Here is a 14,941-nt window from a genome sequence, read left to right on the forward strand (position 1 = left end):
AGGGAAGGAAGGGAGAAGGGCGGGGAGGTGGCGCGACAGGCCTACGCTGCAAGGAAAGCCTCGACGCAAGCTGTGCTCAAGCCGTTGCGGTCCAGCCGGTGGCAGCTAGCGCCGCCACCCGGCAAACCTCAAAGCCGGTCATCTCAAAGCCGGTATTTCCTGACCTTGTCGAACAAGGTCGTTTTGGCAATCCCCAGCGCCTCGCTCGCGCGGCTGAGGTTCCCCTCATGCCTGCGCATGGCGTCGGCAATCATGGCCCGCTCGAACTGCTCCACGGCCTGCGTCAGCGGCAGCGCTGCCGGCTCGGCGGTGCCTTGTCCGGGATTGCATCCCAGCCCCAGCACATGGCGCTCGGCCAGGTTGCGCAGCTCGCGCACATTGCCCGGCCACGGATAGGCCATCAGCGCAGCGAGCTCCGCCGGCGTGGCCGGCTGCGCCTCGCGCTCGAAGCGCAGCGCCGCCTGCGCGACAAAATGCTCGAACAGCGGCGGCACGTCTTCGCGCCGCTCGCGCAGCGGCGGCAGCTCCAGCGTCACCACGTTGAGCCGGTAGTAGAGGTCGGCGCGGAACTGGCCGGCCGCTGAGAGTGCCTTCAGGTCTGCCTTGGTGGCCGCGACCACGCGGGTGTTGACCGGCACCGGCGTATTGGAGCCAAGCCGCTCCACCACGCGCTCCTGCAGCACCCGCAGCAGCTTGATCTGCATCTGCATCGGCATGCTCTCGATCTCGTCGAGGAACAGCGTGCCGCCCTCGGCGTGCTCGATCTTGCCGATGCGCCGCCGCGCCGCGCCGGTAAACGAGCCGGCCTCGTGGCCAAAGATCTCGCTTTCAAACAGCTGCTCGGGCAGGCCGCCGCAATTGATCGGCACGAAGTGCCGCGCGCGGCGCGAGCTCGCTTCGTGCAGGCAGCGGGCGACCAGTTCCTTGCCGGTGCCGGTCTCGCCGTGGATGAGCACGTTGGCCGCGGTGTCGGCCAGGTCGGCGATCAGCTTGCGCAGCCGTTCAATGGATGGCGAATGGCCGATCAGGCGCGCCTGCAAGGTGTCGCGCCCGGCCAGCTTCCTGCGCAGCTCGGCCACTTCCAGCACCAGCCGGCGCTTTTCCAGCGCGCGCTGCGCGACCTCGACCAGACGCTCGGGCGAGAATGGTTTTTCCAGGAAGTGGTAGGCGCCGGCCTTCATGGCCTGCACGGCCAGGCTGACGTCGCCGTGGCCCGTGACCATCACCACCGGCAGCGCGTCGTCGCGCGAGCGCAGCTCATGCAGCAACGCCATGCCGTCTATGCCGGGCAGGCGGATGTCGCTCACCACCACGCCGGGAAAATGGTTGCCGACCTCGCGCAGGGCGGCTTCGGCGCTCGCCACGGCACGCGTGGCGATGCCTTCGAGCCGCAGTGCCTGCTCGCAACCCAGGCGCACGTCGGGGTCGTCTTCGACGATCAGCACGGTCAGCGGCGCGGGTTCGATCGCGTCGGGGGAATCGGCGTGGTTCGGGTCAATTGCCATGGCGGCTCTCCGGGTCAAGCCTGGCCGGCGGCAGCACCAGCGTGAAGCACGCGCCGCCGTCGGGGTGATTGCTGGCCTCCAGGCTGCCGCCGACCTCGTCCAGGATGCCGGCCGACAGCGTCAGGCCCAGGCCCAGTCCCTGTCCTGCCGGCTTGGTGGTGAAGAACGGCTCGAACAGCCGCGCGAAGGCTTCCTCGGACAGCCCGGGGCCGTTGTCGCGGATGGTCAGGCGCAGCTTGCCACCCGCCAGGTGGGTGTGCAGCTCCAGCCGGGGCTCAGGGTTGCCGGCCAGCGCGTCGAGCGCGTTGCCGATCAGGTTGACCAGCACCTGTTCCAGCCGGTTGGGATCGCACGCCACCATCAGGTCCGGCTCGATCTCCCGGACCAGCGCCGGGTGTACTGCCTGCAGGCGCGTATCGAGCAGGAACAGGGCGTTGTCCACCGCATCGTCCAGCGGCGCCAGGTGCCCGGCGGTGCCGCCATTGCCAGGCTTGCGCGCGAATGACTTGAGCGCGCCGGTGATGCGCCCCATGCGCTCCACCAAGCCGATGATGGTGCCGAGGTTGGCCTGCGCGGTGGCGTTGTCGCCGCGCTCGAGGAATTTCTGGGTATTGCCCGAGAGCGTGCGCAGGGCGGCAAGGGGCTGGTTGAGCTCGTGGGCGATGCCGGTGGACATCTGGCCTACCGCGGCCAGCTTGCCGGCCTGCAGCAGGCCATCCTGGGCCTGGCGCAAGGTTGCCTCGGCGCGGATGCGTTCGGCGATTTCCGCCTGCAGATGCTGGTTGGCGGCTGACAGGTCCGCGGTGCGCTCCGCCACCTTGCGCTCCAGTTCGCCGTTGGCTGCCTCCAGCGCGGCGCGCGCGGCCATGCGCTCGCTGGCGATGCGCCGGCGCACGTTCCAGGCCGCCGCCAGCAGCAACAGGAAGGCGGTGAGCACGCCGGCAAGCGCGGCGGTGCTGAGCGCGGCCACGCGGGCCTGCGAGGTATTGGTGAGCAGCGTCAGGTGCCAGTCGGTGCCAACCAGTTCGGCGTTCTGCGCCAGCATGGGCGGGCCGCTGCGCAGGCGGACCAGGGCGTCGCTGTCGGACAGCTTGCGCACCGGCGTGAGTTCCAGCTGCGGGAGCGCGGCGCGGTTGTATTGCAGGTTGTGTTGCAGCCGCTCGCGCAGCTCGGGGGGCAGCGGCTTGAGCGCGCCCAGTTTCAGGGACGGGTCGGAGGCCAGGATCACCACGCCGTTCTCGTCCGTCAGCAGCATCTGGGTATCGGCGCCCTGCCAGCGGTTTTCCAGGGGTTCCAGCCCCACCTTGACGACCGCTACGCCACTTGGCTTGTGGCGATCGCCCAGCGGCGCCGAGAGGTAGTAGCCGGGCTCGCTGCGGGTGGTGCCCACGCCATAGAAGCGGCCCAGCTGGCCGTCCGCGGCGTCACTGAAGTAGGGGCGAAAGCTCAGGTCTTCGCCCAGGTAGCTGTCGGGGCGCTGCCAGTTGCTGGTGGCGAGCACATGGCCGCGGGCATCGAGCACGAACACCACACGGGTGCCGGCGCGGGCATTGACCGCGGCAAGGTACTGGTTGGCGGCCTCGACGCGTGCCGGGTCGTTCGGATGCGCCAGCAGGGTAGCGATCTTGTCGTCCAGCGAGAGCAGGCTGGGCACGTAGTCATAGCGCGCCAGCTCGCTCGACAGGGCCTGCCCGTACAGGCGCAACTGCACCTGGCCGCGCTCGCCCTGGCGCGCCAGGGCGTTGTCGTAGCTGTACCGGTAGCCCATGGCGCCAGCCAGCCCGATCATCATCGCCAGTGCCAGCATGGCCATGAGGGGCACCCACGGGCGCAGGCGTGCGGCACGCACGGAGGTATCGTGCGGGGCACCTTGCGGGGTAGCGTGTGAAGGAAGCGGGCCGGTCATGGGAGCGGGCGGAATGCGCAGGAAGCGAAGGCGAAGGAACTCGGTCGCGGGCAGCGAGCCCGACTGGTTAAGACTACAGGCGCCAGCAAAAGTGCATCGTATAAAGGGGCAAGAGCAGGGGGTAGGAGTAGGGACAAGCGTGCCAATGCGCACATTGCGCGATGGCGGCACCCGTGGCGACCCCGTCTTTTACCACATCACGGCTTTCCGGCCCCCGGAAACAAAAAAGGCCCGGCCACCTGATCGGTGGCCGGGCCTTGGCGCGCTGGCAGTGTTACTTGCCGGCCAGGACCTGAACGGGTGTCAGGCCGCGGTTGCCGTCGGCAGCGGGGTCATCCGCTTCTTCGGGCACCGGCGCGCCGATGGCGCCTTCGCTTTTGGCGACGACGGTTGTGGCAATGGCGTTGCCAAGCACATTGGTTACGGTACGGCCCATGTCCAGCACGTGGTCGATGCCCAGCACCAGCAGGATGCCGGCCTCGGGCAGGCCAAACATCGGCAGCACCGCGGCCACCACCACCAGCGAGGCACGCGGCACACCGGCAATGCCCTTGCTGGTGACCAGCAGCACCAGCAGCATGGTCACCTGCTGCGAGAGCGACAGGTGGATGCCGTACACCTGCGCCACGAACAGCGCGGCGAAGGACGTGTACATGATCGAGCCGTCCAGGTTGAACGAGTAGCCCAGCGGCAGCACGAAGCCCGTGATGCGCTCCTTGACGCCAAAGCGGCCGAGCTGCTCGATCACCTTGGGGTAAGCCGATTCGCTGCTGGCGGTGGCGAAGCCGATCATCAGCGGGGCGCGCACCATCTTGAGCAGACGGAACACATCCCGGCCGAGGAAGAAGTAGCCGCCGGCGATCAGCGCCACCCACAGCAGCGCCAGCGACAGGTAGACCGCGCCCAGCAGCTTGGCGTACACGACCAGCACGCCCAGGCCTTCGGCGGTGATCACCGCGGCGACCGCACCGAACACGCCGACCGGCGCGAAGGCCATCACATAGTTGGTGATCTTGAGCATCACGTGCGACAGGCCTTCGATGCCGGCCAGCACGGGTTTGCCAATGCCGTCCTTGAGCGTGCCCAGCGCAAAGCCGAAGAACAGCGAGAACACCACGATCTGCAGGATCTCATTGGTGGCCATGGCTTCGACGAAGCTCTTGGGGAACATGTGCGCGATGAATTCGCGCAGGTTCAGCGCCCCGGTCTTCAGGTTGGAGGCCGCGTCCGCCGCCGGCAGCGCCAGGTTCATGCCGTCGCCCGGGCGCAGCAGGTTGGCCATCAGCAGGCCCAGCAGCAGCGAGGTGATGGACGCGGCGATGAACCATGCCATCGCCTTCATGCCGATGCGGCCAACGGCCTTGCCGTCGCCCATGCTGGCGATGCCGCTAACCAGGGTGGCGAACACCAGCGGCCCGATGATCATCTTGATCATGCGCAGGAACACGTCGGTCAGGATGGACAGGTGGTCGGCGATGGATTTGGCGGCGGCGGGGTCCGGCGCATAGTGGTGGGCGGCCGTGCCGGCCAGCACGCCAAGCAGCATCGCAATGAAAATCAGGGTGGGCAGTCGGTTCAGTTTCATCAGAAGTCGGGCCGATGCGCCCGGCCAATGGCCGGACGGCTGTTTTGCGGGGGGGGCTGGCAGCCTTCTGGCATGGCGTTGCCGTCGTGGGGACAGCGCCATGCGGCCTCAGCCGGGAAGATCAGTGCCAGTTCAATCCGGAATCATTCCGGATCCATGCGTTGATCCGTGCAGAACGGGCACGGGCAGCATGTGCCCGGCGCCCACCGGTGTGGTGGGCAAGCTCGGCAAGGCGGGGTCGATCATTGTTTCCTCCATTGTTTTGGGTCCGGGCCGGCACGGGGGGAGCCAACCGTCGACCTGTATGGCCGCTTGGGGCCGGCGCATACATTGCACGAGGCGTGCCAGGCCAAAGGCCGTGCCGAAGCCGCCTAAGCTGCTGAAAAACAAGGGGAAATTAATGTGCGCTCGGCGCACGGTTCGGATTTCCGTGCGGGCAGCGCGACAGGGCGTTCGGTTTTCCGAACGGGTGGCGGGGCTGAAAACGGAACTGGCGCCCGTGCGGGCGCCAGCGTGTGATGCAAGGGGCATGGCGCGGCTGGCGCATGCCGCCGCCAGCCACGCACGCCAGATGACTCAGGCGTTGTCCACGGGTTGGGTCGGGCAACTCTCCAGGAACAGTTCCAGCGGCATCGGCCGCCCGATCACATAGCCCTGGGCATAGTCCACACCGAGCGAGCGCAAGGCCTGCAGCGTTTCCTCGTCCTCCACGGATTCGGCCACGGTCAGCATGCCCAGGCGATGGCCGATGTCGTTGATCGAGCTGACGATCTCGCGGTCCACGGCGTTTCCGGCCAGGTGGCGGATAAAGCTCCCGTCGATCTTGAGATAGTCCACCGGAAACTGCTTGAGATAGGAGAACGACGACAAGCCGGCCCCGAAATCGTCCAGCGCCACGGTGCAGCCAGCGCTGCGCATTTCGGTCACCAGGCGATTGGCCGCCGCCATGTTGTTGATCAGCGCGGTCTCGGTGATCTCCAGCTGGATGCGGCTGGCGGGCAGCACGGACTCGTGCAGCTCGGCGTGCAGGAACGGCAGCAGGAACGGCTCACCCAGCGAATTGGCCGACAGGTTGATGGCGACCGTGAGCCTGGGCACCGCGCTCAGGCGCTCGCCGAATTCGTGCAGCACGTGGTGGATCACCCAGCGGTCCACGTGACCCATCAGGTCATAGCGCTCGGCGGCGGGGATGAACGCGCCCGGCATCACCAGCTTGCCTTGCTCGTCGACCATGCGCACCAGGATCTCGATATGGCGCTCGGCCTGGTTGTGTCTCTGCAGCGCGTGGATCTCCTGGGCGAACAGGCGGAAGCGGTTAGCATCCAGCGCTGAGTGGATGCCGGCGGCAACCTGCAACTCCTGGTGGTGGCGCTGCGCATCGCTTTCGTCGCGCCGGTACACCGAGACGCGGCTGCGCCCGGCCGCCTTGGCGGCGTAGCAGGCTACGTCGGCGCGGCTCATCAGCTCGCCCATCGGCGGTGTTTCGTGGTCGATGGCGGTAATGCCGATGCTCGCGCCCACATCGTAGACCCGCCCTTCCCACGGGAAACGCTGGCCGCGGATGGCATCGATGATCTTCTGGCACACGCGCTCGGCGTGGTCCACCGTGCAGTCCATGAGCAGCAGCGCGAACTCGTCGCCGCCCAGGCGGGCGAGCAGGTCGTGCGGGCGCACGTGGTAGCGGATCACGTGGCCGAGCTCGCGCAGCAGCACGTCGCCCGCGGCGTGCCCGGCCGTGTCGTTGACGATCTTGAAGCGGTCCAGGTCGATGAAGCACAGCGCGTGATGCTGTTGCTGCATGCGCGCAGCGTCGCAGGCCTCGCGCAGCCGCTTCTCGAACCAGATGCGGTTGGGCAGGCCGGTGAGCGCATCGTGCGAGGCCGAATGGGCCAGCTCGCGCTGCAGCGCGCGGGCGCCGGTGATGTCCTGGAACACCAGCACCGCGCCGATGACCTCGCCGGTAGCCGTGCGCACCGGGGCTGCGGAGTCCTGCACGTCATGGCGGTCGCCGGTCAGGCTTTGCAGCACCGCGCCGTCCTGCAGGTAGACCGGGCGCAAGGTCAGCAGGCACTGTTCCACCGGGCTGGGGATCGGCGCGTTGGTATGCTCGTCGACGATGCGGAAGATGGATTCGAGCGGCTGGCCGGCAGCTGCCTGCATGGTCCAGCCGGTGAGTTGCTCGGCGATCGGGTTCATGAAGGTGACGCCCATGCTGGCGTCGGTGCAGATCACCGCATCGCCGATGGAGCGCAGCGTGATATGCAGGCGTTCCTTCTCCTCGAACAGCGCCTCGGTGAGGCGGCGCTGTTCGGTGATGTCCCAGTTGGTGCCGATCATGGACACCGCGGTGCCATCGTCCTGGCGCAGCACCATTGCCATGGCCCGGATGTGGCGCACCGCGCCGTCGGGGCGCTGGATGCGGTATTCGGTATCGAAGGTGCGCGTGCCGCGCACCGCCTCGCGCATCTCGGTGCTTGCCTGCTCGACATCCTCGGGGTGCACCATGGCCGTCCAGCGCTTGATGTCCGGCGCGCCCAGGGCGGGATCGATGCCGTGCAGCGCATGCATGCGCGCGTCCCACTCGATCGCGCCGCTGGCAACGTCCCATTCCCAGATGCCTACGCCGCCGGCTTCCACCGCCAGCTGGGTCCGGCGCGACAATGCCTCGAGCTTTTCCAGCGCGGTCTTGCGCTCGTCGATGTCCTCTACCTGCGAGATGAAATGCAGCGGCTTGCCCGTGTTCTCGTCGTGCACCAGGGAGACGGCCAGCAAGGTCCAGCGATAGTGGCCGTCCTTGTGGCGGAAGCGCTTTTCTATCCGGTATGACTCGATCTCGCCGGCCAGCAGGCGCTCGACCTGGCGCAGGTCGGGGGCGAGATCGTCCGGGTGGGTGATGGCCGGGAAGGGCAGCTCCGCCAGCTCGGCGGCATCATAGCCGAACAGGTCGCAGATGGCGTGGTTGACCTGCAGCCAGCGGCCGTCCAGTCCCACCAGCGCCATGCCGATGGCCGAATGCTCCATCGCCTGGCGAAAGCGCCGCTCGCTGCCGCGCAACTCGCTGCGATCGCGCCGGTTCTGCTCCAGCAGGAAGGCGATGCAAGTCGGGAACACCATGATCAGCGCGGTCGACAACTGCACCGACTGCAGCAGGAACGGCTCGTTCGCGCCCAGCCCCAGCGCCACCGTGCCGCAGATGGCCAGTAGCGTCAGCAGGGCAGTGGCAAAGGGATTGGTCAGCAGCGCCGCCAGCACCAGCGGCAGCGCCATGACCACGAACGGCTCGTTGCTCTTGTATAGCGCCACGCCGCCCACCGCCAGGCTCAGCAGGAGCAGGCCGGCAACACGGGGCAGTTGCGCGCGGCGGAAGGTGTCCGCGAAACGCTCGCGGGTGATCGATACCATCAGCGGCAGCAACATGACGATGCCCATCGAGTCCGCCGTCCACCAGGTCCACCAGACCGCGCCAAAGCTGCTGTGGTAGGCGGTGCTGATGGTGGCGGCGCCGATGGTGGCGCCCACCGCTGGTCCCAGCGTGCCGGCCGCGCTCAGCGTCAGCGCGAAGCGCGCCAGCGGTCCCGGGCGGGCTAGCGTGGCGCCGCCGGTCATGGCGCGCACCAGCCATGCCGAGAAGGCAATCTCGACGACGTTGCCCAGCGCCAGCGCCAGCGCAATGCCGGGGCTATCGCCGATGGCCGCGTTGGCCGCCAAGCCTGCCGCCAGCATCCCCGCCAACTGCCAGAGCGCATCGCCGCTGCGCTGGTGCAGCAAGATGCCGAGGCCAAAAGCATTGGCCAGCCAGAGCATGGCCACGTTTCCCGGGTAGCGCGACACGGCCAGCCCGGCCAGGGCTAGCAGGAAGAAGGCGATGGCGCATAGCGACACGCGCTGCCAGCGCGGGTAGGTGATGGGCAAGGGGCGGACATCCAAATCTGGCGTCATGTGGCGTCAGCCTGAAGCTGCGTTCTCGAAAATGAGGCGATGGGCGGGCGTCGGGCAGGTTGCACGCACGGCCCAGCTTAATGGATCAATATAGCGGCGATGCGCCGCAAGGACGAGGCGATAAGCCCCGGTGTGTTCCCGCTATTCGGACTAGCGCCGGACGCCGTTTTGGGGTAGGCGAGCGGCCGGCGGCAAGCCGGAACTGGCCCTGGCGGCCACTCTGCCGCCAGGGCGGACAGGCGCGCTGCCGTTCCAGGCATACAGGCGTTTCAGGCATATCCCCGCCGAGGAGGGGTATTGGCGAGGCTATCGGACCAGCGCGAAGCGCGTCGGCATCATCCGCGATAGGGGCGCCTTGGGCGCGCGGTGATTGCCGGCACCTGGGCCGAGTCTGCCAGCTGCGCAGGCCCGCTCATGCGCGCCGGAAGGCATGGCCTGAGGCCGCCCGGGCGCGGTGCTCGGTACCGCACGCGATGGCCCTTTTTGCACTATGCTCTGAAGGTTGTACGGCGTGCGCAACGCGGCTGGGGCGCACGCTGCTGACTGGCCGCCGGCGGCGCGGCGCGGCGGATCGAACCGCTGCACCATGCCGGGGCGGACCAGGGCACACAGACCCAAGGAGCTCCCCCCCATGACCACGCTAGATATCAACGGCAAGCCGTTGCAGGTAGACGTTGATCCTTCCACGCCCCTGCTGTGGGCGTTACGCGACAGCCTTGGCATGACCGGCACCAAGTTCGGCTGCGGCATGGCCGCATGCGGTGCGTGCACCGTGCATGTGAACGGCCAGGCCACGCGCAGTTGCGTGATGCCGATTTCGGCGGCGCAAGGCGCGCGCATCACCACCATCGAAGGCGTCACCGGCGACAAGGTTGGCCGTGCTGTGCTCGACGCCTGGATCAAGCACGACGTGGCGCAGTGCGGCTATTGCCAGAACGGCCAGGTGATGAGCGCCGTCGGGCTCTTGCGCAGCAAGAAGCACCCGAGCGATGCCGACATCGACCAGGCCATGGCCGGCAACCTGTGCCGCTGCGGCACCTACCAGCGCATCCGCGCGGCCATCAAGGACGCGGCGCGCGCGCTGGCTTAAGGGGACGACACCATGCGAATCAGATACCTCGAAGCACTGGCCGGCGGCAACCGCGGGCACGCGCACGCCGGCGGCGCCGCCGCGCTGGACCGCCGCAGTTTTCTCAAGCTGACCGGCTTTGCCGGTGGCGGCCTGGCGCTCGGCATCCTGCCAGCCCAGGCCGCGCTGGCGCAGGAGGGCGCGGCGCCCAAGGCCCCGCCTTCACCGCCGCAGGCGTTCCTGCTGATCGCGCCGGACAACACCGTCACGGTGGCGGTCAACCGGCTCGAATTCGGCCAGGGCGTGCATACGGCGCTGCCCATGGCGCTGGCCGAAGAGCTCGACGTGGACTGGCGCAACGTGCGCGCCACGCTGGCGCCCGCCGGCGATGCGTACAAGGATCCCGCCTTCGGCATGCAGATGACCGGTGGCTCCACCGCGCTCAACCACTCCTTCCAGCAGTACCGCGAGCTGGGCGCGCGCGCCCGCGCCATGCTGGTTGCCGCCGCGGCCACGCAGTGGCAGGTCGATCCGTCGAGCTGCCAGGTGGCGCTGGGCGTGGTCACCGCCGGCAGCCATCGCGCCACCTTTGGCGAGCTGGCGCAGGCCGCCATGGCGCTGCCGGTGCCGCAGCAGGTAACGCTCAAGAACCCGGCGCAGTTCAAGCTCATCGGCAAGCCCACGCGCCGGCTGGACGCGCGCGGCAAGCTGGAGGCCACTACCGCCTTCGGTATCGACGTGCACCTCAAGAACATGGTGGTGGCCGTGGTGGCACGCCCGCCGCGCTTTGGCGGCAAGGTGAAATCCTTCAACGCCGACAAGGCGCGCGCGATCAAGGGCGTGGCCGACGTGATGCTGGTGCCGGTGGATCGCGGCGGCACCGGCGTGGCGGTGGTGGCCAATGGCTACTGGCCGGCCAAGCAGGCGCGCGACGCGCTGGAGATCGTGTGGGAAGACAGTGGCTCCAGCGTCGCCACCAAGGACTTGTTCGCGCAATACAGGACGCTGGCCGCGCAACCCGGCACGGTGGCGCTGCAGGCTGACATGGGCGCCATGTCCGGCGCTGCGCGCACCATCTCGGCGGACTACGAGTTTCCCTATCTTGCGCATGCGCCGATGGAGCCGCTGAACTGCACCTTGCAGGCCGAGGTGTCGGGCAAGGCGGTGCAGAGCGTGAAGGTATGGGTGGGCTCGCAGTTCCAGACCGTGGACCAGGCCGCCATCGGGCGCGTGCTCGGGCTGGCGCCGGCCAAGGTCACGCTCAACACCATGATGGCGGGCGGCGGCTTCGGCCGGCGTGCCGTGCCCACCTCCGACTACCTGGTCGAAGCGGCCAACGTGCTGCTGGCCTGGGTCAAGAACGGGCATGACGAACCGCTCAAGGTGATGTGGAGCCGCGAGGACGATATTCGCGGCGGCTACTACCGGCCGCTGCATGTGCACCGCGCGCGCATCGGCACCGATGCGAAGGGGCAGGTGCTCGGCTGGCAGCATACCGTGGTCGGGCAGTCCATCCTCTCCGGCACGCCGTTCGAGGCATTCATGGTCAAGGGCGGCGTGGACTCGACCATGGTCGAAGGCCTGGTTGAGAACGACTATGGCTTCCCGCTGCAACTATCGGTGCATCACCCGCAGGTGGCGGTGCCGGTGCTGTGGTGGCGCTCGGTTGGCAACACGCACACCGCCTTCGTCAAGGAAACGCTGGTCGACGAAGTGGCCGTCAATGCCAGGCAGGATCCGGTGGCGTACCGCCTTGCGCGTCTGGACGCGGGCAAGCACGCGCGCCATCGCGCGGCGTTGCAGCTGGCGGTGGACAAGTCCGGCTACGGCAAGCGCAAGCTGCCCAAGGGGCAGGCCTGGGGCGTGGCGGTGCACGAGTCGTTCGGCACGGTGGTGGCCTATGTGGTGGAGGTGTCGCTGGTGAAAAACGAGCCACATGTGCATCGCGTGACGGCCGGGGTGCATGCCAACCGCGTGGTCAATCCCATGTCGGCCGAGGCGCAGGTGCAGGGCGCATGCGTGTTCGGGCTGGCGATGACGCGGCCGGGCTTTGCCATCGAGATCGAAAATGGCGCGGTGAAGAACAGCAACTTCCCCGACTATCCGCCGCCGCGCATCACCGATGCGCCGGTGGTGGACGTGTTCTTCGTGCCCTCCGAGGATCCGCCCACCGGGCTGGGCGAGCCGGGCGTGCCAGCCATCGCGCCAGCGGTGGCCAACGCGCTGTTCACGCTCACCGGCAAGCGCCAGCGGCAGTTGCCGTTCGTGCTCGCCTGAGCCCGGGTACCGGGCTCAGGACTCAGCGCTCAGGGCGCGCGGTTGTCACCGGCCGCGCGCCAGGCCTGCGTGAAGCGCAGCAGCTCGTCGGCCGAGGCATCGGTGATGGCCGCGTAGCGCATGCCGTCCGATTCCCAGATTGCCAGCTCGTAGCCTTGGCGTGCCTCGATCTGCGGCGGCGCCTGGCTGCGGCCGGGGCTGGCGGCTGGCTTGCTGTCCGGCTTGTCCGTCGTGCGCGATGGCAGCACGAACACATCGATGGGGTGCTGGTTGCGGCGGTAGACCAGCACCGCCACTGTCCGCCCATGCACGTAATCGAGCCGCCCCCCGACCAGCGGGAACCCTTGCGGCGCGAGTTCCCGTACCGACGGCGCGTAGTCGATCCGGCCATTGAACCAGGGTTTGACGGTGTGGCGGTCCGACGAGGCGACATCGATCGTGTGCCCCGAGATCAGCGCGCGCACATGGCTGCTCACCATCTCGCCTTCCACCGTCGGCCCTGAGCCATCGCTCAGCGCGTACTGGACCATGCCGATGCCCAGCGTCGCCACCGTCAGCGCGGCCATGGCGGCATTGGCGGCGGGACCCCACTCGAAATAGCGCCGCATCCGTTGCCACCATGCGCCACCGTTGCCGGCTGGCGCCGCCGCAGCGCCGGAGCCGGCCGCCTGTGGCGCTGGCGTGGCCTGGGCTGCGTCCAGTGCCGCGGTCAGCCGCGCGCGCAGGGCCGGCCCTGCGCGGTGGTAGGGCGCATGCGCGCGCAATACCGTGCGCAGTTCGCGCAGGTGGGCGAGCTGCGCCGTGCAGGCCGTACATTGCGCCAGGTGCTGCTCAAGGCGCAAGGCATCGCCCGCGCCGAGTTCACCGTCAGCACTGGCCTGCAGCAGCAGGCGGGCGTCATTGCAGTTCATGGCCTGTCTCCCCAGCAGGTTGCGGCGGCGTGGCGTGGATGGCGGTTGCCGCGGCGGCCCTGTCCGTTACCGGTGCGGTGGACAGGGTGCCTGCCGCGCCAAGGTCGGCGCCGCCCCGGGTGCCAAGGCCGCGCGTGCCCTCCGCGCGCAAGGCCAGCACCGCCGCCGCCAGCAGCCTGCGCGCGCGTGCCAGCCGCGACATCACGGTACCCAGCGGGATTTGCGCGATGACCGCGATATCGCGATAGGGCAGATCCTCCAGCTCACGCAGCACCAGTACTTCCCGAAAGGCCAGCGGCAGCCGCTCCAGCGCCAGATGCAGCAGCCGGACATCCTCGGCGCGCAACAGCCATTGCTCAGGGCTATCGCCGTGGCCATCCTGCCAGCCGGGCAGCGGCTCGCCATCGAAATGCGCGTCGTCGTAGCCCGCGCTCTCGGCCTGGCCCGGCTGATGCCGCTTGCGCCAGGTGGTGAACCACGTGTTGCGCACGATCGCCAGCAGCCACGCGCGTGGCTGGTCGCCCCGGAAACTGTCAAAAAAACAGAAAGCCCGCAGGCAGGCTTCCTGCACCACGTCATCCGCCTCCGCGGGGCTGCCCGACAGCCAGCGGGCCAGGTTGTAGGCGGCGTCGAGGTGCGGAAGTACCAGATCGTCGAAACGGCGGCGCTGGTCGGCAGCGTTCACGTCACTCCTTTGGCTCGGTGCCCGGGTTGGACGCATCGCGCGCCATCCCCGTTCATTCCGTCTGTGCCGCGTATACCGGGAATGCATTGAGTTTATTCCCGAATCTCACCGCCACCGCGTAAAAAAAATTCGCCGGCAACGGGAATAAACACGCCTGCGCGCCGGTATGACAGGCAGGTCCCCAGCAACCTGATCAATCCGATCGATGCGATCGATCCGATCAACAGATGGAGCTCAACATGCAGCGAGCATGGAAGCGGCGCGATTTTCTCGGGCTTGCCGCGTGTGCCGGCGGCGCGGTGTTTGTGTCGGCATTGCCCGGATGGGCCGCCGGACGCGACGAAGCGTTCTACTTTGTGCAGCTCTCGGACGCGCACTGGGGGTTCCAGGGCCCGCCCAATCCCGACGCGCGCGGGACCTTGCCCAAGGCGGTGGCAGCGGTCAACGCACTGGCCGAGCCGCCGGATTTCCTGATGTTCACCGGCGACCTTACCCACACCACCGATGACCCCGCCGAGCGCCGCAGGCGCATGCGCGAGTTCCAGTCGATCATTGCCGCGCTCAAGGTGCCGGTCGTGCACCTGATGCCGGGCGAGCACGACGCCGGCCTGGACCAGGGCGCGGCCTACCGCGAACTGTTCGGGCCCACGCACTATGTGTTCGACCACAAGGGCGTGCACTTCATCGTGCTGGACAACGTGTCCGATCCTGCCGGGCGGGTGGGCGCTGCGCAGCTCGACTGGCTCGCCGCGGATCTTGCGCAGCAGCCGCAGTCGGCGCGCATCGTGGTGTTCACGCACCGTCCGCTGTTCGATCTGTATCCGCAGTGGGACTGGGCCACCCGGGACGGTGCGCAGGTCATCGAGCGGCTGATGCCGCATCCCAATGTGACAGTGTTCTACGGGCATATCCACCAGGAGCATCACCACATGACCGGGCATATCGCGCACCATGCGGCGCGCTCGCTGATATACCCGTTGCCGGCGGCAGGGTCGCAGCCGCAGCGCTTGCCGGTGCCGTGGGATCCGGCGCAGCCCTATCGGGGGTTGGGCTGGCGGGAAGTG

9 protein-coding genes are annotated in these 14,941 nt (G+C 68.3%); 3 read left to right on the plus strand and 6 right to left on the minus strand.

The genetic code is table 11. From position 1 onward, the window contains the following. Positions 1–143: 143 nt before the first annotated feature. The 4 genes from AC1RWI_RS35695 to AC1RWI_RS35710 all read right to left on the minus strand — a co-directional run bounded on the left by AC1RWI_RS35695 (position 144) and on the right by AC1RWI_RS35710 (position 8,935). Positions 144–1,505 carry a sigma-54-dependent transcriptional regulator gene (locus AC1RWI_RS35695; protein ID WP_492870676.1) on the minus strand — a complete coding sequence of 454 codons (1,362 nt, stop codon included), beginning with the start codon at positions 1,503–1,505 and terminating at the stop codon, positions 144–146. Beyond that, positions 1,495–3,411, minus strand: a complete 1,917-nt coding sequence (locus AC1RWI_RS35700) for a sensor histidine kinase (protein WP_492870677.1) — start codon at positions 3,409–3,411, stop codon at positions 1,495–1,497. The genes AC1RWI_RS35695 and AC1RWI_RS35700 overlap by 11 nt, the downstream gene beginning before the upstream one ends. Positions 3,412–3,685: 274 nt before the next feature. After that, positions 3,686–4,996, minus strand: coding sequence for a dicarboxylate/amino acid:cation symporter (locus tag AC1RWI_RS35705; RefSeq protein WP_043344302.1), 1,311 nt, complete (start codon positions 4,994–4,996; stop codon positions 3,686–3,688). A 576-nt stretch (positions 4,997–5,572) separates the two neighbouring features. After that, a complete protein-coding gene (locus AC1RWI_RS35710; protein ID WP_492870678.1) occupies positions 5,573–8,935 on the minus strand; it encodes a diguanylate cyclase in 3,363 nt (1,120 codons plus the stop codon). Between the two features lie 631 nt (positions 8,936–9,566). Here AC1RWI_RS35710 and AC1RWI_RS35715 point away from each other — a divergent pair. Together AC1RWI_RS35715 and AC1RWI_RS35720 are read left to right on the plus strand one after the other, a co-directional pair. Continuing rightward, entirely contained in the window at positions 9,567–10,025 is a 459-nt protein-coding gene (locus AC1RWI_RS35715; RefSeq protein ID WP_043344308.1) for a (2Fe-2S)-binding protein, read from the plus strand. Positions 10,026–10,037: 12 nt separating this feature from the next. Then, a complete protein-coding gene (locus AC1RWI_RS35720; RefSeq protein ID WP_492870679.1) occupies positions 10,038–12,281 on the plus strand; it encodes a xanthine dehydrogenase family protein molybdopterin-binding subunit in 2,244 nt (747 codons plus the stop codon). A gap of 29 nt (positions 12,282–12,310) precedes the next feature. On the opposite strand, the gene AC1RWI_RS35725 is transcribed toward AC1RWI_RS35720, so the two are convergent. Both AC1RWI_RS35725 and AC1RWI_RS35730 read right to left on the minus strand, forming a co-directional pair. After that, positions 12,311–13,192, minus strand: a complete 882-nt coding sequence (locus tag AC1RWI_RS35725; protein WP_492870680.1) for an anti-sigma factor family protein — start codon at positions 13,190–13,192, stop codon at positions 12,311–12,313. After that, positions 13,179–13,877, minus strand: coding sequence for an RNA polymerase sigma factor (locus tag AC1RWI_RS35730; RefSeq protein ID WP_492870681.1), 699 nt, complete (start codon positions 13,875–13,877; stop codon positions 13,179–13,181). Before AC1RWI_RS35730 ends, AC1RWI_RS35725 begins: the two co-directional genes overlap by 14 nt. Positions 13,878–14,116: 239 nt before the next feature. On the opposite strand from AC1RWI_RS35730, the gene AC1RWI_RS35735 reads away from it, so the two are divergent. Continuing rightward, positions 14,117–14,941, plus strand: an 825-nt coding sequence (locus AC1RWI_RS35735) for a metallophosphoesterase family protein (protein WP_492870682.1), incomplete at its 3' end; no start/stop codon positions are given.

It is taken from the genome of Cupriavidus sp. MPR-AND1C (assembly GCF_058809705.1).